Source organism: Geodermatophilus sp. SYSU D00525 (assembly GCF_054050475.1).
This window is the reverse complement of sequence record NZ_JBJGZK010000024.1, coordinates 15,250-35,399: the sequence shown is the minus strand read 5'-3', so window position 1 is coordinate 35,399 and position 20,150 is coordinate 15,250. Positions and strand designations below refer to the sequence as shown.

Below are 20,150 nucleotides of genomic sequence, written 5' to 3'. Positions count from 1 at the left end.
GGTTCAGGCCGGCTGCGCCTGGGCCGCGGACACGGCCTGGACGATCTCGCCGAACGTGTAGTTGTCGGGGCTGTCGTCGGGCATCGCGGTGCCGAAGCGGTCCTGCAGCTCGGTCTGCATGGACAGGAAGGCCAGCGAGTCCAGGCCGACGTCGGCGAAGCGGGCGTCCGGGTCGTCGGTGTGCGACTCGGCCGGCAGCCCCGCCTTCTCGGTGAGCAGCTGCATGAGGTCGGCCTGGGTGAAGGCAGCGGACATGGGAGGGTCCTCCTCGGGACGGGAGTGGGGGACGGACGCCGGACCGGCGGGGTCGCCGGCCGGGACGAGGTGCAGTGCGCCGCGCGAGGCGGGCAGGGCCGGCTCCCGGGACGCGGCGATCGCCGCGGCGCGGGCCACCAGGTCGGGCAGCCGGCGGTCGAGGAACTGGACGTCGTGCCGGTCGGCGCGCACGTCGGGGTCGCGCAGCAGCGCGCGGTGCAGGGCGGCGGTGGTGTGCACGCCGGGGCCCTCGACGCGCAGCTCGGCCAGCGCCCGGTCCATCCGCCGCACCGCCTGCTCGCGGTCGGGCGCCCAGACGACGAGCTTGCCCAGCAGCGAGTCGTAGTGCGGGCTGACCTCGTCGCCCTGGCGGTAGCCGGTGTCGAAGCGGGTCCAGGGCCCGTCGGGCAGGCGCAGCACGTCGAGCCGGCCGGGCGCGGGGGCGAAGCCGCGGGCGGGGTCCTCGGCGTTGATCCGGCACTCGATCGCCGCACCCCGCACGACGACGTCCTCCTGGCGCAGCCGCAGCCGCTCCCCGCCGGCCACCAGCAGCTGCTCGTGGACCAGGTCCACGCCGGTCAGCAGCTCGGTGACCGGGTGCTCGACCTGGATGCGGGCGTTCATCTCCATGAAGTAGGCCCGCCCGGCGTCGTCGACGAGGAACTCCACGGTCCCGGCGCCGGTGTAGCCCACCGACAGCGCGCCGCGGACCGCCAGCTCGCCCAGCGCGGCCCGCTGCTCGGGCGTGAGGTGCCCGGCCGGGCCCTCCTCCAGCAGCTTCTGGTGCCGCCGCTGCAGCGAGCAGTCCCGCTCGCCGAGGTACACGCCCGAGCCGTGGGCGTCGCAGAGCACCTGGACCTCGACGTGCCGGGCACCGGAGAGGTAGCGCTCGACGTAGACGGTGGGGTCGCGGAACACCGCCCGGGCGACGGTGCGGGTGGTGGTGAACGCCTCGGCGAAGTCGGCGGCGTCGTGGACCACGGTCATGCCGCGGCCGCCGCCACCGGCCGCGGCCTTGATGATCACCGGGTAGCCGATCTCCGCGGCGACGGCCAGGCCCTCCTCGGCGGTGCGCACCGGGTCCACCACCCCGGGCAGCAGCGGCAGGCCGGCCGCGGCCATCAGCCGCCGCGCGGTGGCCTTGTTGCCCATCTGCTGCATGACCTCCGGCGGCGGGCCGACGAAGGTCAGCCCCTCGGCCTCGCAGATCTCGGCGAAGTCGGGGTCCTCGGAGAGGAAGCCGTAACCGGGGTGCACCGCGTCGGCGCCGCTGCGCAGCGCCGCCTCGACGACGTTGGGCACGTGCAGGTAGCTCGCCCGCGGCGCCGGCGGGCCGATGTGCACCGCCTCGTCGGCCATCTCGACGACGGCGGAGTGCCGGTCGGCCGTGGAGTACACGGCGACCACCTCGATGCCGAGCTCCCGGCAGGCGCGGGCGACCCGGACGGCGATCTCGCCGCGGTTGGCGATCAGCAGCCGGCCGATCACCGCGGTGCCCCGGACGGGCGCAGCAGCACCAGGACCTGGTCGTACTCGACGGACTCGGCGTCGCCGACCCGGATCTCGGCCACCGCGCCCGCGGCGTCGGCCACGATCGGGTTCATCAGCTTCATCGCCTCGACGATCCCGAGCGTCTGGCCGGCCTCGACCTCGTCGCCGACCCGCACGAACGGCTCGGCGCCGGGGGAGGGCGCGGCGTAGAAGGTGCCCACCAGCGGCGCCCGGACGGCGACGGTGCCCTCGGGCACCTCGGGCTCCTCGCCCGCCCGCTCCGGGACCGCGGCCGGCCCCGGCGGCGGGGCCACGGCCTGCAGCCCACCGGGCACCGGGGCCGGCGCGGCGGCCGCGGGGACGGCGTCGGCCGCCCACTCGACCTCGACCGCGCGGTCCCCGCTGCGGACGGTCAGCCGGCGCAGCGGCCCGGGCAGGGTGCGGGCGAGCTCGACCACCTCGTCGTGCAGGCTGCGGGCCTCGTCCCCGGGCACCGGCTCCTCCCCCGCCTGTCCCGGCCGCGCCGGCAGCTCAGCGGGCCGCATCCCCGTCACCTCCCTCGGGTGCCGGCGCGACCACGCGCAGCGGCCGGTCGCCGTCGCCGCCGATGCGGGTCAGCCGGGCGGCCCGGGTGCCGAGGAGCGTGCCGACGTCGAGCCGGGTGAGCTCGTCGAGCTCGCGCACCAGCGCGGCGCGGACCAGCCCGGCGGCCGCGAGCGGGTCGGCGTCCGCGCCGCCGGGCGGCTCGGGCACCACCGAGGTGGCGATGCCGCTGGCCCGCAGGTGCGCCGCGCCCAGGCGCATGGCCCGCGCGGCGGTGGGCGCGGCGGTCGCCGTCCGCCAGAGGATCGCGGCGCAGCCCTCCGGGCTGATCACCGACAGGTAGGCGTTCTCCAGGACCAGCAGCCGGTCGGAGGTGCACAGCGCCAGCGCGCCGCCGCTGCCGCCCTCGCCGGTCAGCACCGCGACGACGGGCACCCGCAGCCGGCTGCTGCGCATGATGGTCTCGGCGATCGCGTGCGCCTGGCCGCGCTCCTCGGCTGCGGGGCCCGGGTGCGCGCCGGGGGTGTCGACCAGCGTGACCACCGGCAGGCCGAAGGTCTCGGCGTGCGCCATGAGCCGCATCGCCTTGCGGTAGCCCTCCGGGTGCGGCATGCCGAAGTTGCGCGCCACCCGCTCGCGCACCGAGTGGCCCTTCTCGTGGCCGATCACCACGACCGGGCGCCCGTCGAGGACGGCGACCCCGCCGACGACGGCCGGGTCGTCGGCGAACGTGCGGTCGCCGTGCAGCTCGACGAAGTCGTCGAAGACGGTGTGCAGGTAGTCCAGCGTCGTCGGCCGGCCCGCCACCCGGGCGCGCTGGACGACGTCCCAGGCGTCCGCGTCCTCCGCGCCGTCCTCCGCCGGCGTGACCTCCCGGGTCGCCTCCGGTGCCGGTGCCGGGGCGGTGACCGGGGGAGGAGCGGGGCGGCGGCCGTGCAGCTCGAGCAGCCGGATCAGCAGCGGGCGCAGCTCCGCGCGGCTCTCCACCCGGTCGACCAGGCCGTGGGCCAGCAGGAACTCCGCCGTCTGGAAGTCGCTGGGCAGCTCGGCCCGGATGGTCTCCTGCACCACCCGCGGGCCGGCGAAGCCGACGTGCGCGCCCCGCTCGCCGACCAGGACGGCGGCCAGGGTGGCGAACGACGCCGACACCCCGCCGTAGGTGGGGTCGGTGAGCACGCAGACCGACAGCAGGCCGGACTCGTGCAGCTGGGCGAAGGCGTGGCTGACCCGCGCCATCTGGAACAGCGAGAAGACGCCCTCCTGCATGCGGGCGCCGCCGCTCGCGCAGACGGTCACCAGGGGCAGGCCGCGCTGCAGGGCGAGGTCCGCGGCCGCGCTGACGCGGCGGCCCACCTCGATGCCCATGCTGCCGCCGAGGAAGCCGAAGTCCATCGCGGCGAGGACCACCGGGGTGCCGCCGATGCGGGCGGTCCCGAGGACGACGGCCTCGGTCTCGCCCGAGCGGGCGGCGGCCTCGTGCAGGCGGTCGCGGTAGTCGCGCAGGTCGGTGAAGGCCAGCGGGTCGGCCGGCCCGGGAGGGCAGGCGTGCTCGTCGAAGCTGCCGTCGTCGGCCAGCAGCGCGATCCGCGCCCGGGCGCCCAGCCGCAGGTGGTGGTCGCACTCGGGGCAGACCGACAGGTTGCGGTCCAGCCGCTTGCGGTAGAGCAGCCAGCCGCAGCTGGGGCAGCTCACCCAGTCCACCGTCCCGGGCGCCGCGGCGTGCGGCCGGGCCGGCGTCGTCGCGGTCACGACCGCTCCGCCGACCACTCGTAGAACCGGCGCGCCATGGCGTCCCGCGGCGACCGCCAGTTCGGGTCGTAGGCGACGATGTAGGGCCGCAGCTCCTCACTGACCGCCCGGAACGCCGGCAGCGACTGCGCGACCGCCATCGCCTCCTGCTCGGGGCGGTCGAACTCGATCAGGTGCACGTAGAGGTCGTGGAAGGTGAACAGCTGCCGGCGCCGCACCCCGATCTCGTACGGCATCGACGTCGCGTCGGAGCGGGCGAAGACGTCGGCGACCTTGTCCGCGTCGGCGGGGGTCATCCTCGCGATGATCATCGTCTGGTGCACGGGCACTCCAGCGTCGCTGTGGGCCGGCAGGGGCCGGCGGACCGGTGCGGCCGGCGGGCCGGGGACGGATGCCGGACGACGCTAGGGCGGCGGGGCAGCACCCCGACAGCGCCACGGGTCGGATCCGTCGGGCCCGCCCGGGGGAGGGGGCGGCCGGTCGCCGGGGTGGGCACCGGTCGGAGGGGTGGCGCGTCGCCGGGTGCAGCGCCCGGGGGCGGGGGCGATGCCCACCTTCCGGAGCGGGGGACCACGACCCGGGTATGAATCCGACGGCGAATCGTGCTCACCGCGTCGCAGACCGGTGGCGGCAGGTCACCGTCCGTCGCTAGCTTCCGGGTCCTGGGACCAGCGGCGCCGGGCGCCGGACCTGAGCGGAGCAGACGCATGGGCGGCGAGCCGGAGGGGACCGTCCCGCCGGTTCGCGACGGGCTCCGGCCCCCCGGTCCCCCGGCGCAGGTCCTGATCTGCGACGACCACGAGGTGCTGCGGCACGGGTTGCGCGCGGTGCTGCGCTGGGCGCCCGACCTCGTCGTCGTCGCGGAGGCGGCCGACGCGACGCGGGCGCTCGAGCTCGCCGCCGAGCTGCACCCCGACGTCACCCTGCTGGGCCTGGGCGCCCAGGGGCCCGCGATGACCGAGCTGGTGCGGGCGCTGACCGCGACCGGCACGCGGGTCGTGCTGCTCGGCGAGGCCGGCAACGGCGGCGACCTGGTCGAGGCCCTGCGGGCCGGGGCCCGCGGCTACATGTACACCACCGTCAGCTCCGATCGGCTGATCGAGGGCGTGCGCTCCGTCGTCCGCGGCGAGACGCTGCTCGACGCCGCCGTCACCGGCGAGCTGCTGCACCACCTCGACGGCGCGCGGAGCTCGGCGGGGGCCGACGAGGCCGGCGGGCGCAACCCGCTCACCGCCCGGCAGCAGGCCGTGTCCGAGCTGGTGGCCGAGGGCCTGACCAACGCGGAGATCGCGACCCGGCTGCAGGTCAGCCGCGCGACCGTCAAGGGCCACATCACCGTCGCCCTGCGCCGGCTCGGTCTGCGCGACCGGACGCAGCTGGCCATCCACGTCAACCGCACGGCCCACCCCGGCCCCGGCTGGGAGGCCGGCCCCATCGGCAGCTGAGTTCCGTGTGCAGCCGGTCACTCCGAGTACAGGCCCGACGTGCGCGCCGGGAGGACGGCGGCGCCCCGTGCACACGAACCTGGACGCAACCTGTGAAGGGCGTGCACATTACCTGGCAACGTCGGACGGTTGCGCGCTACCGTTCGGCACGTCCGACTGAGACGGACGGGTCCCACCCGGTCGGAGATCCCGCCCGGAGCCCGTCAGCCACCCGGACAGGGGGAACGCATGAGTTCCGACGACGTCCTGCAGGGCCCGGGTCCCGCAGCGTTCCGGCCGAGGCGGCCGGCCGGCCCGGCACCGGGCACGCCGATCCCGGGACCGACCGCGCCACCCGGTCCGCGCCCGCTGACCATCCGTCCGCCGTGCAGCCTCGTCCGCGTGCTGCTGTGCGAGGACCGGGAGGTCTTCCGGCTGGGGCTGCGGGAGGTCCTCGAGGCGCAGCCGGACATGGCCGTCGTCGCCGAGACCCACCACCTGCCCGGGGCGCTCGCCGCCGTCGACGAGGTGCCCGCCCAGGTCGTCGTCGCCCGCCAGGGTCTGGTGCAGGGGGCCACGCTGCCGCTGCTGCGCGCCCTCTGCCGCCGGGGGACCGCGGTCCTCGTCCTCGCCGAGCCGCGTGAGGAGGCCGGTCCCGAGCTCGTGCAGGTGCTGCGGGCCGGCGTGCGGGGCTACCTGCCGCGCTGCTCGGCCGCCGCGCGGCTGGTCGAGGCCGTGCGCGCCCTGGCCCGTCACGAGCCGGCCATCGACTCCTCGGCCACCAGCCAGCTGGTGCGCTACCTGACCGACCCCGCGCCGCCGGACGAGGTCCCCGGCCGCCCGCTGGACCGGCTCACCGAGCGGCAGCGCGAGGTCGCCGAGCTGGTGGCGCAGGGGCTGAGCAACGAGGAGATCGCGCGGCGGCTGTTCCTCAGCCTCGCGACGGTGAAGAGCCACCTCACCGCCTCGATGCGGCGGCTGGGCCTCCGCAGCCGGACCCAGCTGGCCATCCTCGTGAACCGGGAGCACTCGCCGGCGGCGTGACGCCGACGGCGGGGCCCGTCGGTCCGTGTCCGACCGCGGGTGTGCGACCTGCGGAGGAGGGGCTCGTCCCCGGGTCGGGTCCGCGGTCCCTGCGGTGGTCGGCACCGTGCCGTCCGGACCCGGGTCGTCCGACCTGGGACGGGTCCCGCGTTCATCCCTGCGGCTGTCTGGACGCTGCGGCGCCGTCCGTGGAGGGTGTGCCGCACCGCCCGGACCCCCCGGGCTCCCGTCCCCGTTCCCGAGCTCCTCCGCTGGGCGCCCCGCAGACCAGGAGGCCACTCCATGGACCCCTCCACGAGGTCGCGGGTCCGTGGCGGAGCCGCACGCCTCGCGGCCGTCGTCGGCGCGGGGGTCCTGATCGTCGGGGCGCTCCCGGCCGGTGCCGCCGCGACACACGACGGCCCGCGCACGCTCCAGGTCGGGCCCGGTCAGGAGTACGCCGGGATCCAGGACGCCGTCGACGCGGCACGCTCCGGCGACACCATCCGGATCGCACCCGGGAACTACCGCGAGGCCGTCTGCGTCCACGGCAAGGGCCTGACCATCCGGGGCGCCGGTGCGGGCGTGACGAACCTCGTGTGGCCCGGGTGGCGGACCGTCCGGGACCTGCCCGCGGTCCCGTCGACCCCCTGCTGGGAGGCGCAGGAGCGCGCCGACGCCGACGGCGACCCGGACACCCTCGCCGACGACGTCTCCGCGCTGTTCTTCCTCGACCCGGACGGGCCGGTGCTGGTCGGCGGCCTGTCGACCCGCAACCACCCTGCCAGCGGGATCGTCGCGTGGGGAGCCGACGGCTTCCGGGTGGCCGGCACGTCGGGCTCCGCCCACGACCGCCACGGCATCGCCGCCTTCGACTCGACGGCGATCCGGATCACCGACAACAGCGAGGTCGGCCTCGACCGCGGCACGGGGGCGGCGCCGGACTCGGGCACCGCCGGTGTGGCGATCGGGGACTCCGACCGCGCCGACGCCACGGTCTCCGGCAACGACGTCGAGGGCTACGACGTCGGGATCTCCCTGCGGGAGGCGCGCGGTGGCCGGGTCACCGGGAACGCCCTGACGGGCAACTGCATCGGCCTGCTGCTCGTCGACGACGTCGCGACCGAGGTCCCCGACGCCTCGCGGGACGTCCCGAGCGGCGGCTTCGGCATCACCGGGAACACGTCGACGGACAACGACCGGTACTGCCTCCGGGGCAGGGAGGGCGACGAGCACGTCTCCGGTGTCGGCATGCAGGTGGTCGACGCGGACGACGTCACGGTCGCGGGCAACGTCATCGCCGACAACACGGCCGACCTGCCGGCCGGCGTGCCGGCGCTGACCGGCCCGGCCGGCGGGCTGACGCTGCTCACGCGGCCCGCGTCCGGCGCCGGTCCGCTGGCGGACGTCCGCGTGTCCACCAACTACTTCGGGGACAACCACGCCCTCGTGCCGGTGGGCACCCCTCCGACCCGGTCGGTCCTCGTCGACATGGACGTCTTCGTCGGGGACCCCTCGGTCGCCCCGTCGCTCCCGCCCGGTGGGGCACTCGAGTTCCGGGACAACCGCTGCGACACGGGCCTCCCGCCGGACATCTGCGGCGAGCCCTACCCCGTCTAGCGACGGCGGCCGAGCAGCCAGCCCACGAGGACGCCGAGCAGGGTGAGCCCGGCACCACCGAGCGCCCCGACGGCGAGGGTCCGCGCGTCCGCCGACGGGGCCGCGGCCGGGGCCTCCGCGCCGCGGAAGACCTGCGGCTCGGGCGCGGCCGGCGCCCCCGCGGGGACGGCCGCGGGCGCCTCGGTGGAGCTCACCGCGGCCGACGTCGCGCGGGCGGCGGCGGGCGCGGTCCCCACGGGGGCGCCCTCGGTGAGCTCGCGGTCGATCGCGGCGAAGAACTGCCCGGCCATCCGCTTGGCGACGCCGGTGATCATCCGCTGGCCCACGCCCGCGACCGGCCCGCCGACGACGGCGTCGGCCGACCAGCTGAGCGTCGTCCCCTCCTCGTGCGGCTCCAGGGCGATGTCGACCTTCGCCCGGACGTTGCCCGGGGCGCCGGCGCCGGAGGCGTGCATGACGTAGGACGAGTGCGGCTGCTGGTCGGTCAGCCGGACCTCGCCGGCGTAGGTGCCGCGGATGGCGCCCACGCCGACCGAGACGTCCATCCGGTACTCGTCCTCACCGGTGCGCTGCAGCGACTCGCAGCCGGGGATGGTCCGCGCGAGCACGGCCGGGTCGGTGACGACCCTCCAGACCTCCTCGGGCGTGCCGTGCAGCACCGCCGAGCCGTCGAGGTTCACGCGGGCACTCCCGTCTGGAGGGACGCCCGCGTCCGCTCCGCCGTCTCGTCTCTCATCAGGTCGTACAGCTCGGTCGGCGAGATCGGCATCGAGGCGATCCGCCGCCCGGTGGCGTCCTCGATCGCCGAGGCGATCGCCGCCGTCCCGGGGATGACCCCCGCCTCGCCGGCGCCCTTGATCCCCAGGGGGTTCAGCGGCGACGGCGTCTCCTGGTGGTCGATGACCACGTCGGGCACCTCGGAGGCGTAGGGCATGAGGAAGTCCATGAACGACGCGTTCTGGAGCTGCCCGTCGGCGTCGTAGGCCATCCGCTCGTACAGCGCCCCGCCCACGCCCTGGGCGACGCCGCCGTGCACCTGCCCCTCGACGATCATCGGGTTCACCACGTTGCCGCAGTCGTGCACCACCGCGTACCGGACGACGTCGATCTCCCACGTCCGCGGGTCGATCTCGACCACCGCCGCGTGCGCGCCCGAGGCGAACGTCGAGCGGATCGGCGAGTAGTAGTCGCGGTGCTCCAGGCCCGGCGCGTCCCCGGGGGCGACCGGCGGCTTGCTGTCGTCGTGCGTGGCGAACTGGGTGGCCTGCTTGGCCGCCTCGTCGAAGGCGTAGCGCAGCGGGTTGGACAGCACGGCGACCGTGCGCAGCGGGATCGACGCCCCCGGCGTCCCCTTGACCTGCACCAGGCCCTCGTCGATCTCCAGGTCCCCGGGGTCGGCCTCGAGCACCTCGGCGGCGATCCGCAGCGCCTTCTCCCGCACGCCGCGGGCGGCCAGGGCGACGGCGTTGCCGCTCATCACCGCGGCGCGCGAGGCGAAGGTGCCGACGGCGTAGCCGAAGCGCCGGGTGTCGCCGGTGTGCACCTCGACGTCCTCGATCGGCACCCCGAGCTCGGAGGCGACGATCTGCGCGAACACCGTCTCGTGGCCCTGGCCCTGTGACGTCAGGCCGGTGGAGACCAGCACCTTGCCGCTGCCGAGGACCTGCACGTGACCGCCCTCGTAGGGCCCGGGCCCGGTGCCCTCCACGTAGAGCGCCATGCCGACGCCGAGCAGCTTCCCGCGCGCCTGCGCGTCCGCGCGCAGCGCGGCGGCCTCGTCCCAGCCGACCAGCGCGACGAGCTTGTCCAGCAGCCCCGGGTAGTCGCCGGAGTCGTAGATCACCGGCCGGCCGTCCTGGAACGTGAGGCGGTGGTCGTAGGGGAACTGGTCGGGCGTGATCAGGTTCCGGCGGCGCACCTCGGCGCGGTCGAGGCCGAGCGCGTCGGCGATGCGGTCCATCGTCCGCTCCATCGCGTAGCAGCCCTGCGGCCGCCCCGCCCCGCGGTAGGGCGTGACGATGACGGTGTTGGTGTAGACGCTCTCGACGACCACCCGGTACACGGGGATGACGTAGGGGCCGACCAGCTGGGTCGCCGTCACGATCGGGACGATGATCCCGTAGGGCGTGTAGGCGCCGTTGTCGTGCCAGACGTGCACGTCGAGCGCGGTGATCCGGCCGTCGTCGTCGTAGCCGACGGTGATCTCCTGGCGCTGCTGGCGCTCGTGGGCGCTGGAGACGAAGTGCTCGCGCCGGTCCTCGGCCCACTTGACCTCGCGGCCCAGCCGGATCGCCGCCATCGGCACCAGCAGCTCCTCGGGCCACGGGTGCACGATCTTGACGCCGAAGCCGCCGCCGACGTCGGGCGCGATCACCTCGACCCGGTCCAGCGACAGTTCGAGCTTGGCGGCGATGGCCGCGCGCACCGACGTCGAGGCCTGGGTGCTGGAGTGCACCCGCAGGCTGCCGTCGTCGGCGTCCCAGCGGGCGTGCACGCCCTTGCCCTCCAGCGGCGTGCAGGCGCTGCGCTCGATGTACTGGGTGAACGACAGCGTGTGCGGGGCGGCGGCCAGCGCCGGCTCGACGTCGCCGGTCTCCTGGTGGTGCCGCGCCGCGACGTTGTCGGGGATCTCCTCGTGGACGGTGGCGCGCGCCTCGCGGGCGGCGTCCACCCCCACGACGACCGGCAGCTCCTCGTAGGTGACGACGATCCGCTCGGCGGCGTCCTCGGCCACGTACCGGTCGGTGGCCACGACCATCACGACCGGCTCGCCGACGTGGTTCACCTCGCCGTTGGCCAGCGGGTAGCCGGTGCGGGGCGCGTGCAGCTGCGGGTGGGGGATGAGCACCGGCAGCGGCTCGGCCATCGGGCCGGTGAGGTCCTCGTAGGTGTAGATCGCGACCAGGCCCTCGACGTCGAGGGCCGCCTCGACGTCGACGTCGACCACGCGCGCGTGGGCGTGCGGGCTGCGCACGAAGGCGGCGGCCAGCGCGCCGGCGCCGATGTCGTCGAGGTAGCGGCCGCGGCCGGTGATCAGGCGGGCGTCCTCGCGCCGGCGGACCGGCTCCCCGAACAGCTTGGTGGTCACCGCACTCGCCTCCCGGCGGCAGGAACGGCCGTTCCTGCCGCCCTCACCGGGCGTCCTCCCGCATCGCCGCGGCGGCGTGCCGGACGGCCTTCTTGATGTTGGCGTAGCCGGTGCACCGGCAGAGGTTGCCGCCGACGAGCTCGTCGACCTCCTCCTCGGTGATCTCCGTGGCCGTGTCGCGCGCCTCGAGGCCCGCCGCGATCGTGACCAGGAAGCCCGGGGTGCAGAAGCCGCACTGCAGGGCGTGGCACTCGCGGAAGGCCTCCTGCACCGGGTGGAGCACCTGCCCGCGCTGGTGGTCCTCGCGGGCCAGGCCCTCGACGGTGGTCACCTCGGCGCCGTCGACCTGCACGGCGAGCACCAGGCAGGAGCGCACCGGGTCGCCGTCGACGAGCACCGTGCACGAGCCGCAGACGCCGTGCGCGCAGCCGACGTGCGTGCCGGTCAGCCCGAGGTCGTCGCGTAGCGCGTCGGCGAGCACCCGGCGCACCGGGACGGTCACCTCCCGCGGGACGCCGTTCACCGTCACGCGGACGGTCCGCTCCGTGTCGATCCGTGGGGTGTCGACGGAGGTCATGCAGCGGTCCTCTCGATCGCCTCGGCGGCCGCCTCGGCGAGGGTCCTCTCGGTGAGCACGCCGACCAGCAGCCGGCGGTAGTCGGCGCTGGCGTGGATGTCGGTGTCGGGGTCGACCAGCGTGCGGGCCAGCGCACCGGCCGCGGCCCAGTCGGCGCTGTCCACGGGCTTGCCGGCGACGGCCTCGGTGAGGTCGTGCACCTCGGGCACCAGCCCGACCGACAGGTAGGACGCGCGGACGGCGGCCACCCGGCGGTCCGCGTCCAGGGTCACGACGACGCCGGCCCCGCAGACGGCGTAGTCGCCCCTGCGCCGGGCGACCTCGGCGAAGGCGGTGCCCGAGCGCTCGGGCAGGGCGGGGAAGAAGGCGTCGACGACGACCGCGCCGCCGGGCAGCGAGGTCTCCAGCGGCCCGACGAACAGGTCCCGCCAGCCGACGGTCTCCCGGCCCTGCGGCGTCGCCACCGTGACCGAGCCGCCGGTGAGGGCGAGCACCGAGGTCATCTCGCCGGAGGGGTCGGCGTGCGCGATCGAGCCGACCGTCGTCCCGCGGTTGCGGATCGCCGGGTGCGCGACGTTCGCCGTCGCCCGGGCCAGCAGCGGCTGGACCCGGGCGGCGGCGTTCGCGTCAGGGCTGTCGCGGAGCAGTCGTGCGTGCCGGACGAGGGCCCCCACCCGCACGCCGTCCCCGGTCGCCTCGACGGCGTCGAGGCCGGGTACCCGGTTGACGTCGACCAGCGTGGCCGGCGCCGCCAGGCGCATCGCCAGCAGCGGCAGCAGCGACTGCCCGCCGGCGAGCACCTTGGCGCCGGGCTCGGCCAGGACGTCGAGCGCCTCGTCGAGGGACCGGGGGTCGGCGTAGCGGAAGGGTGCGGGCTTCACTTCTCGAGCATGTCCCTGCGTCGGTCGGTGCCGGGGCGGCCCACCTGGTCGACCGACGACGGGTCGGCGCTGTACTCCTGACCCCCGGCGCGGTAGTCGTGCGCCCCGGCGTGGCCGAGCGCGGGACCCGTGCCCCCCGCGTACTCCCGCTCGGCCACGAGCGCCGCCTTCATCTCGGCCGGTGCGAGGGCGCGGGCGACGTGCCACCCGAGCACCGCCACGATGGTGCCCAGCGCGATGCCGCCCAGCGAGAAGGTGTCGGTGATCTGCAGGTTCACGTTGCCGATGGCGATGATGATGCCCGCGGCGAGCGGCACCAGGTTGATCGGGTTGGCGAAGTCGACCCGGTTCTCCTTCCAGATCTTCGCGCCGAGCAGGCCGATCATCCCGTAGAGGACGACGGTGATCCCGCCCAGCACGCCGCCCGGGATGATGTTGATCAGCGCGCCGAACTTCGGGCACAGGCCGAGCAGGATCGCCACCAGGGCCGCCACGTAGTAGGCCGCCGTCGAGTAGACGCGGGTGGCGGCCATGACGCCGATGTTCTCGGCGTAGGTGGTGGTGGGGGAGCCGCCGACCGAGGAGGCCACGACGGTGGCGACGCCGTCGGCCGCGATCGCCCGGCCCATGTAGGGGTCGAGGTCGCGCTTGGTCATCTCGGCGACCGCCTTGACGTGGCCGGCGTTCTCCGCGACCAGCGCGATGACGGCGGGCAGCACCAGCAGGCTGAAGTTCAGCGAGAAGCTGGGCGCGGTGAAGTCGGGCAGGCCGAACCAGTCGGCCTGGCCGACGGTGTCGAAGTTGATCCGGTCGCGGGTGACGACCTCGCCGGTGCCGTCGGGCGAGGTGATCTGGCCGGCCGTCGCGTCGAGCAGGATCGACAGCAGGTAGCCGAAGACCAGGCCGAGCAGGATCGAGATGCGGGCCCAGAAGCCGCGCAGCAGCAGCGAGGCGACGATGACGAAGCTCATCGTGGCCAGCGCCACCCACTGGTCCTGGGGCCAGTAGATGCCGGCGACCACCGGGGCCAGGTTGAAGCCGATCAGGAGCACGACCGCGCCGGTCACCGCCGGCGGCAGGATCGCGTGCAGGAACCGGACCCCGGCGAAGTGGATGAGGACGCCGACCAGCGCCAGTACGACGCCGGAGACAAGGATCGCGCCGACGACGTCGCTGGAGTCGCCGCCCTGCGCCCGGACGGCGACGACGCCGCCGACGAACGAGGCACTGGTGCCCAGGTAGCTCGGCACCTTCCCGTTCACGATAAGCAGGAAGATGATCGTCGCGATCCCGCTCATCATGATCGCCAGGTTGGGGTCCAGGCCCATGACGATCGGGAAGACGAAGGTCGCGCCGAACATCGCGACGACGTGCTGGGCGCCGATGCCGACGGTGCGGGGCCACGACAGTCGCTCGTCGGGCGCGACGGCCTCGCCCAGCGGCGGCGTCTTGCCGTCGCCGTAGAGCTTCCAACCGAACGCCATGGGGTCCTCCTCGCGAGGCACAGCCGATGCGGGCCGGGAGGTGCCGCCACCCCCGGGAGGCCGTCACAGTGTCACGCGACACGCCGGGGCGAAAGTGCCTCAGCGCTAAATGTTCGACCGGCAACAAGATCGTTGCGTCGTCGATATCTCACCGTTGAGGGATCTCCCGGTACGGTCGGCGGGGTGAGCGCTCCAGGCCCCGGAGAGGGCGTCCGGCACGTCTCCCTGCGCAGCGGCGTCTACGCCGACTCGGTGCGGTTGATGCAGGTCAGCCGCGACGTCGGCGCCCGCGAGGGCGTCAGCGCCGTCCTCGTCGCCATGGCGACGCCGCTCAACGTCGAGCTCGCCGCGGGGATGGGGCTGGCGCCCGCGGAGACCCCCGCGCCCGACCAGCTGCTCATCGCGATCCGGGCCGCGGACGACGACGCCCTGGCCGCCGCGGTGGCCGCCGTCGACGCCGCCCTGGCCGAGCGCGAGCGCTCCCGCGCCACCGCCGACGCCCAGCCGGCCCGCACGATCGGCGCCGGCCTCGACGACCTCGAGCCGGGCGCCCCGGCGCTGGCGATCGTCAGCGTCCCCGGGCAGTACGCCGCGCTCGAGGCCGCCGACGCGATCGCCGCCGGCCGCAGCGTGCTGGTCTTCTCCGACGGCGTCCCGGTCGAGCAGGAGGTCGCGCTCAAGCGCGCCGCGCATGACGCCGGCGTGCTGGTCATGGGTCCCGACTGCGGCACCGCGATCGTCTCCGGCGTCGCGCTCGGCTTCGCCAACGTGGTGCGGCCCGGGCCGGTCGGCGTCGTCGCGGCGTCGGGGACCGGCGCGCAGCAGGTGTCCTGCCTGCTCGACGCGGCCGGCGTCGGCGTCTCCCACGTGATCGGTGTCGGCGGGCGCGACCTGTCCGAGGCCGTCGGCGGCCTGGCCACCCTCGACGCGCTCGCCGCCCTCGACGCCGACCCGGCCACCGAGCGGGTGCTCGTCGTCTCCAAGCCGCCGGCGCCGTCGGTGGCCGAGGCGGTCGAGCGGGCCGCTGCGGGGCTGGCCACGCCGGTGCGGTCGGCCGCCCTGTCGCCGGAGACGCCCGACCTCACCGCCGCCGTCGAGGCGCTGCTGGCCGACACGGGGCTCGACGTCCCGGTGTGGCCCTCGCGGCCCGGGCCGGCGGAGGCCGCGCTGCCCGGCGCGGTCCTCAAGGGCCTCTACTCCGGCGGCACGCTGGCCGACGAGGCGATGCTCATCGCCGCGCCGGTGCTCGGCGACGTCCGGTCCAACACCCCGCTGCGGCCGGAGCTGGACCTCGGTACGGACCTGTCCGCCCGCGGCCACGTGGTCGTCGACTTCGGCGACGACGCGCTCACCGTCGGCCGCGCCCACCCGATGATCGACCCGACGCTGCGGCTGGAGGCGATCGAGCGGCTGGCCGAGTCCGGCGAGCCCGCGGTGCTGTTGCTCGACGTCGTCCTCGGCCACGGCGCCGACGCCGACCCGGCCGCCGCCCTCGTCCCCGCGCTCACCGCCGCCCGCGCCCGGGCGCACCTGCCGGTGGTGGTCGCGCTGGTCGGCACCGAGGCCGACCCCCAGGGCTGGAGCCGGCAGGCCGACGCCCTCGCCGCGGCCGGTGCCGCGGTCTTCGCCTCCAACGCCGCGGCCACGCGGTACGCCCTCGACCTGCTGGGAGCGCAGCGATGAGCCTGGGTGGTCTGCTGGACGGCCCGCCGGCGGTGGTGGCCGCGGGCGTCGACGTGTTCTCCGGCGCGCTGCGCGCCCAGGGCGCGTCGGTGGCCGACGTCGACTGGCGGCCGCCCGGCTTCGGCGACCCCGCCGACCTCGCCGCGCTGGCGCTGGACCCGCGGCGGGCGGCGGCCAACCGGACGGCGGTCGAGCGGGTGCTGGCCGCGGGGTCGGTGCTGACCGACGTCCGGCCGGCCGGCGAGGTGCTGGGCCTGGAGGGGCGGGTGCTGCTGCACTCCGGTCCGCCGCTGGCCTGGGAGGCGGCGTCGGGCCCGATGCGCGGCGCGCTCGTCGGCGCCTGCCTGTTCGAGGGCTGGGCGTCGACGGTGGAGGAGGCCGAGGCACTGCTGGCCTCCGGCGGCGTGGAGCTCGAGCCGTGCCACCACCGCTCCGCCGTCGGCCCGATGGCCGGGGTGACCTCGCCGTCGATGTGGGCGTGGTGCCTGGAGGACCCGGTCAACGGCGGCCGGGCCTACTGCAACCTCAACGAGGGCCTGGGCAAGGTGCTGCGGATGGGCGCCTTCAACGAGGAGGTGCTCACCCGGCTGGCCTGGATGCGCGACGTCCTCGGCCCGCTGCTGGCCCGCGCGGTGCGCTCGATGGCCGAGCCGCTGGACGTCAAGGCCGTGCTCGCGCAGATGCTGCAGATGGGCGACGAGGGACACAACCGCAACCGCGCCGGGTCGCTGATGACGCTGCGCGAGCTGTCCCCGGCGCTGGCCGCGCTCGACGCCCCGTCGGACGACGTCGCCGCCGCGCTGCGCTTCATCGGCGGCAACGAGCACTTCTTCCTCAACCTCGGCATGCCGACGGCGAAGCTCGCGATGGACGCCGCCCGCGACGTCCCCGGCTCGACGCTGGTCACCGTCATGGCGCGCAACGGCACCGAGTTCGGCGTGCAGACCGCCGGCACCGGCGACCGCTGGTTCACCGGCCCCGCGCAGACGCCGGTGGGCCTGTTCCTCGGTGACTACGGCCCCGAGGACGCCAACCCCGACATCGGCGACTCCGCGATCATGGAGACCTACGGCGTCGGCGGGTTCTCGATGGCCGCGGCCCCGGCGATCGTGCGGTTCGTCGGCGGCACCGTGCCCGACGCGCTGGCCACCACCGAGCGGATGTACCAGCTCACCCTGGCCGAGAACCCGGCGATGGCGATCCCGATCCTCGGCTTCCGCGGCGCCCCGACCGGCATCGACGTCCTCGCCGTCGCCCGCACCGCGTGGCTGCCGCAGATCAACACCGGCATGGCCGGGCGGGTGGCCGGCACCGGCCAGGTCGGCGCGGGCCTCGTGCAGCCGCCGCGGGAGTGCTTCGAGCAGGCGCTGGCCGCGCTCGCCGAGGAGGCCCGCGCCGCCACCGCCGCGTGAGCTGACGCCGGCATCGTCGACCGACCGGTTCGCCGGCCACTGAGCGGGCCGTTCCGTCGAGATCGCGTGATCTCGACCATCCGAGCCCTCCTCCGCGGCGAGATCACGTGATCTCGCCGCGGAGGAGGAGGGATCAGGCCGGCCCGCAGGCGAGCAGGGTGTCCAGCGCGGCCGCCAGGCCCTCCCCTGCGGACAGTGGCACCCGGAACGGCACGCGCAGGTCGTAGCAGGAGCGCCGGGCCTCGACGCGGAACCGCACGCCGTGCCGGTCCAGCCCGAGCAGGCGGACGTCGTCACGCGGACCGGCCCAGGCCTGCACCCGGCCGAGCAGGGAGCCCAGTGCGCCGGCGTGCGCGGCGGCGAGGCCGGACTCGTCGGCGCACACGGGGTCCGGCCGCGCGTCCGCGAAGTCCTCGGGCTCGACCTCGCACGTCGTCCCGGCGTCGGTGAGCAGCACCTCGGCGAGGTCCAGGCGCAGCAGCGCCGCGCCCAGGCCGACGTCGAGCAGCGCGTCCGTGGGGCGGACCTCGGCGAGGTCCAGCAGGGCCGCCTGCACGCCGGCCGGGTGCACCGGGGTCAGCCAGCCGGACAGCTCCACCTGGCCGCGCACCGGGTGCTGCACCGGGAAGGGCGTGCGGTCGGTGACGGTCAGCCGCGCCGGCAGGTCACCCAGGGGCGAGGTCCGCAGCGCCGTCGCCAGCCGCCCGTCGGCGGGGACGACGACGAGCACCTGCCCGGCCGCCGTCGTTCCGCTGACCGTGACCTCGACCGCGCCGACGCCGACCGCGTGCAGCGCCGCCGAGGCCCGGGCGGCCACCGTGCGGGCGCGTTCGGCGGGGGAGGGCCGGGGGATGCCGGTGGTGCCCGCACCGGCGCGGGGGGAGGGGCCGGCGGTCATCGATCACCTCGGGTGTCGGAATGTGGGTAAGGTGAACCTAACCTAACTCGACTACGGAGGTCCGGTTGAACACCCCGCGTCCCAAGGTCCGGCTCAGTCGCCGGCTCGGCCTGCCGCTCACCCCGAAGGCCGTGAGCTACTTCGAGCGCCGCCCGTACCCGCCGGGCGAGCACGGCCGCAAGCGCAAGCAGCAGAGCGACTACTCCACCCGGCTGCTGGAGAAGCAGCGGCTGCGGGCGCAGTACGACGTCAGCGAGACCCAGCTGCGCCGGGCGTTCGACCGGGCCCGGCGCGCCGGCGGCAAGACCGGCGAGGCGCTGATCCAGGACCTCGAGTCGCGGCTGGACGCCACCGTGCTGCGGGCCGGCTTCGCGCGGACCATCTACCAGGCGCGCCAGTTCGTCACTCACCAGCACGTGCTGGTCAACGGCCGGCGGGTGGACCGCCCGTCCCACCGGCTGCGCCCGGGCGACTGGATCTCGATCGCCGAGCGATCGCGGACGAAGGAGCCGTTCCAGGTCGCCGCGGCCGGCGCGCACGCCACCGCCCCGGCCTACCTCGAGGTGCGGCCGGCCGATCTGACCGCGCGGGTCGAGCGCGTGCCCGCCCGCGAGGAGGTCCCGGTGGTGTGCGAGGAGCAGCTGGTCGTGGAGTACTACTCCCGCTGACCCGGCACCAGCACCCCGACGTCGTCGGCGAAGGAGAGCCGGGCGGCCGTGGCGCCCTGCAGGTCGTCGCGACTGAGCCCGGCCACCATCTCGCGCACGAGGAACCCGTCGGCGGTGACGTCGAGGACGGCGAGGTCGGTGTAGACGCGGTCGACCACGCCGGCGGCGGTGAGGGGGTACGTGCAGCGCGGCACGAGCTTGGGCTCGCCGGACCTGGTCGTGTGCGTCGTCATGACCAGCACCCGCTTGGCGCCGACGGCGAGGTCCATCGCGCCGCCGACCGCGGGCGGGTGCGAGGCGTCGTCGGTGGCCCAGTTGGCGAGGTCGCCGCGCTCGGAGACCTGGAAGGCGCCGAGCACGGTCAGATCGACGTGGCCGCCGCGCATCATGAGGAAGGCGTCGGTGTGGTGGAAGAACGCCCCGCCGGGCAGGAGGGTGACCGGCTGCTTGCCCGCGTTGATCAGCTCGGGGTCCTCCTCGCCCGGCGCCGGGGCGGGGCCCATCCCGAGGATCCCGTTCTCCGAGTGGTAGACGACCTCCTTGTCGTCCCCGATGCAGTCGGCGACCAGCGTGGGCAGCCCGATGCCGAGGTTGACGTAGGCGCCGTCGGGGATGTCCCGGGCGATCCGCCGTGCGACGTCCCGCGTGTCCAGCCTCACGCCCTGCCCACCTCCACGACGCGGTCCACGAAGATCCCCGGCGTCACGATGACCTCCGGGTCCAGCTCACCCAGCTCCACGAACTCGTCCACCTGGACGACGGTCAGCGCGGCCGCCGCGGCCATCGTCGGGCCGAAGTTCCGCGCGGCGGTGCGGTAGACGAGGTTGCCCCAGCGGTCGGCGCGCGCGGCCCGCACCAGGGCGACGTCGCCGGGCAGGGGCTCCTCGAAGACGTGACGACGCCCGTCGATGACCCGCACCTCCTTGCCCTCGGCGAGGCTGGTGTCGGCACCGGTCGGGGTGAAGAACCCGCCGAGGCCCGCGGCCGCGGCGCGCATCCGCTCGCTGAGCGTGCCCTGGGGGACGAGCTCGAGCTCCACCTCACCGGCGCGCCAGCGCTCCTCGAACCAGATCGAGCCGGTCGAGCGCGGGTAGGAGCAGACGATCTTGCGCACCCGCCGCTCGCGCAGCAGCGCCGCGACGTCGGTCTCCCCGGAGCCGGCGTTGTTGGTGACGATGGTGAGCTCGGTGGTCCCCTGGTCGAGCAGGGCGTGCACGAGCTCCACCGGGACGCCGGAGGCGCCGAACCCGCCGATGAGCACGGTCGCGCCGTCCTCGATACCCGCGACGGCCTCGGCCGGCGACCCGACCCGCTTGTCGATCATCCGCACCCTCTCCGGCTCCGTTGACGTGCC

General features: G+C 75.4%; 18 protein-coding genes. 6 read left to right on the top strand and 12 right to left on the bottom strand.

What is annotated here, in order from left to right:
• Positions 1-3: 3 nt before the first annotated feature.
• Genes ACI796_RS17965 through ACI796_RS17950 form a run of 4 tightly spaced genes read right to left on the bottom strand, consistent with a single transcriptional unit; the run spans position 4 to position 4,349 of the window.
• The gene (locus ACI796_RS17965; RefSeq protein WP_456942584.1) at positions 4-1,743 is read right to left on the bottom strand and encodes an acetyl-CoA carboxylase biotin carboxylase subunit; all 1,740 of its coding nucleotides are present in this window, start codon (positions 1,741-1,743) and stop codon (positions 4-6) included.
• Entirely contained in the window at positions 1,740-2,291 is a 552-nt protein-coding gene (gene accB, locus ACI796_RS17960) for an acetyl-CoA carboxylase biotin carboxyl carrier protein (protein WP_456942583.1), read from the bottom strand. Before accB ends, ACI796_RS17965 begins: the two co-directional genes overlap by 4 nt.
• Positions 2,278-4,038, bottom strand: a complete 1,761-nt coding sequence (locus ACI796_RS17955) for an acetyl-CoA carboxylase carboxyltransferase subunit alpha (RefSeq protein WP_456942582.1) — start codon at positions 4,036-4,038, stop codon at positions 2,278-2,280. Before ACI796_RS17955 ends, accB begins: the two co-directional genes overlap by 14 nt.
• On the bottom strand, positions 4,035-4,349 hold the full coding sequence (locus ACI796_RS17950; RefSeq protein WP_387991358.1) for a TcmI family type II polyketide cyclase: 315 nt from the start codon (positions 4,347-4,349) through the stop codon (positions 4,035-4,037). The genes ACI796_RS17955 and ACI796_RS17950 overlap by 4 nt, the downstream gene beginning before the upstream one ends.
• Positions 4,350-4,745: 396 nt before the next feature.
• On the opposite strand from ACI796_RS17950, the gene ACI796_RS17945 reads away from it, so the two are divergent.
• The 3 genes from ACI796_RS17945 to ACI796_RS17935 all read left to right on the top strand — a co-directional run bounded on the left by ACI796_RS17945 (position 4,746) and on the right by ACI796_RS17935 (position 8,105).
• On the top strand, positions 4,746-5,483 hold the full coding sequence (locus tag ACI796_RS17945; RefSeq protein ID WP_456942581.1) for a LuxR C-terminal-related transcriptional regulator: 738 nt from the start codon (positions 4,746-4,748) through the stop codon (positions 5,481-5,483).
• A 381-nt stretch (positions 5,484-5,864) separates the two neighbouring features.
• Entirely contained in the window at positions 5,865-6,506 is a 642-nt protein-coding gene (locus ACI796_RS17940) for a LuxR C-terminal-related transcriptional regulator (RefSeq protein ID WP_456942580.1), read from the top strand.
• A 282-nt stretch (positions 6,507-6,788) separates the two neighbouring features.
• The gene (locus ACI796_RS17935) at positions 6,789-8,105 is read left to right on the top strand and encodes a right-handed parallel beta-helix repeat-containing protein (RefSeq protein WP_456942579.1); all 1,317 of its coding nucleotides are present in this window, start codon (positions 6,789-6,791) and stop codon (positions 8,103-8,105) included.
• On the opposite strand, the gene ACI796_RS17930 is transcribed toward ACI796_RS17935, so the two are convergent.
• From ACI796_RS17930 to ACI796_RS17910, 5 genes are read right to left on the bottom strand one after another with little or no spacing between them, the layout of a single operon-like run.
• Positions 8,102-8,785: an SRPBCC family protein gene (locus tag ACI796_RS17930; protein ID WP_456942578.1), complete on the bottom strand. Its 684-nt coding sequence runs from the start codon at positions 8,783-8,785 to the stop codon at positions 8,102-8,104. The two genes, ACI796_RS17935 and ACI796_RS17930, sit on opposite strands and share 4 nt — an antisense overlap.
• The gene (gene cutA / locus ACI796_RS17925) at positions 8,782-11,193 is read right to left on the bottom strand and encodes an aerobic carbon-monoxide dehydrogenase large subunit (RefSeq protein ID WP_456942577.1); all 2,412 of its coding nucleotides are present in this window, start codon (positions 11,191-11,193) and stop codon (positions 8,782-8,784) included. Before cutA ends, ACI796_RS17930 begins: the two co-directional genes overlap by 4 nt.
• A 43-nt stretch (positions 11,194-11,236) precedes the next feature.
• Entirely contained in the window at positions 11,237-11,770 is a 534-nt protein-coding gene (locus ACI796_RS17920) for a (2Fe-2S)-binding protein (protein ID WP_456942576.1), read from the bottom strand.
• The gene (locus ACI796_RS17915; RefSeq protein WP_456942575.1) at positions 11,767-12,651 is read right to left on the bottom strand and encodes an FAD binding domain-containing protein; all 885 of its coding nucleotides are present in this window, start codon (positions 12,649-12,651) and stop codon (positions 11,767-11,769) included. Before ACI796_RS17915 ends, ACI796_RS17920 begins: the two co-directional genes overlap by 4 nt.
• Positions 12,648-14,135 (bottom strand): uracil-xanthine permease family protein, encoded by a 1,488-nt coding sequence (locus tag ACI796_RS17910; RefSeq protein WP_456942574.1) that lies wholly within the window; start codon positions 14,133-14,135, stop codon positions 12,648-12,650. Before ACI796_RS17910 ends, ACI796_RS17915 begins: the two co-directional genes overlap by 4 nt.
• 183 nt (positions 14,136-14,318) lie before the next feature.
• On the opposite strand from ACI796_RS17910, the gene ACI796_RS17905 reads away from it, so the two are divergent.
• Positions 14,319-15,818: an FdrA family protein gene (locus ACI796_RS17905; RefSeq protein ID WP_456942573.1), complete on the top strand. Its 1,500-nt coding sequence runs from the start codon at positions 14,319-14,321 to the stop codon at positions 15,816-15,818.
• The gene (locus tag ACI796_RS17900) at positions 15,815-17,230 is read left to right on the top strand and encodes a DUF1116 domain-containing protein (RefSeq protein WP_456942572.1); all 1,416 of its coding nucleotides are present in this window, start codon (positions 15,815-15,817) and stop codon (positions 17,228-17,230) included. Before ACI796_RS17905 ends, ACI796_RS17900 begins: the two co-directional genes overlap by 4 nt.
• Before the next feature lie 133 nt (positions 17,231-17,363).
• Here the strand turns inward: ACI796_RS17900 and ACI796_RS17895 are convergent, their stop codons facing one another.
• Positions 17,364-18,128, bottom strand: a complete 765-nt coding sequence (locus tag ACI796_RS17895; RefSeq protein ID WP_456942571.1) for a DUF2470 domain-containing protein — start codon at positions 18,126-18,128, stop codon at positions 17,364-17,366.
• 65 nt (positions 18,129-18,193) lie between these two features.
• Here ACI796_RS17895 and rpsD point away from each other — a divergent pair, with 65 nt between their 5' ends.
• Complete coding sequence (rpsD, locus tag ACI796_RS17890) at positions 18,194-18,796, top strand: 30S ribosomal protein S4 (RefSeq protein WP_456942570.1); 603 nt, start codon at positions 18,194-18,196, stop codon at positions 18,794-18,796.
• Here rpsD and ACI796_RS17885 read toward each other — a convergent pair.
• Both ACI796_RS17885 and ACI796_RS17880 read right to left on the bottom strand, forming a co-directional pair.
• Positions 18,784-19,455 (bottom strand): 3-oxoacid CoA-transferase subunit B, encoded by a 672-nt coding sequence (locus tag ACI796_RS17885; protein WP_456942569.1) that lies wholly within the window; start codon positions 19,453-19,455, stop codon positions 18,784-18,786. The two genes, rpsD and ACI796_RS17885, sit on opposite strands and share 13 nt — an antisense overlap.
• A complete protein-coding gene (locus tag ACI796_RS17880; RefSeq protein WP_456942568.1) occupies positions 19,452-20,120 on the bottom strand; it encodes a 3-oxoacid CoA-transferase subunit A in 669 nt (222 codons plus the stop codon). Before ACI796_RS17880 ends, ACI796_RS17885 begins: the two co-directional genes overlap by 4 nt.
• Positions 20,121-20,150: the final 30 nt, after the last annotated feature.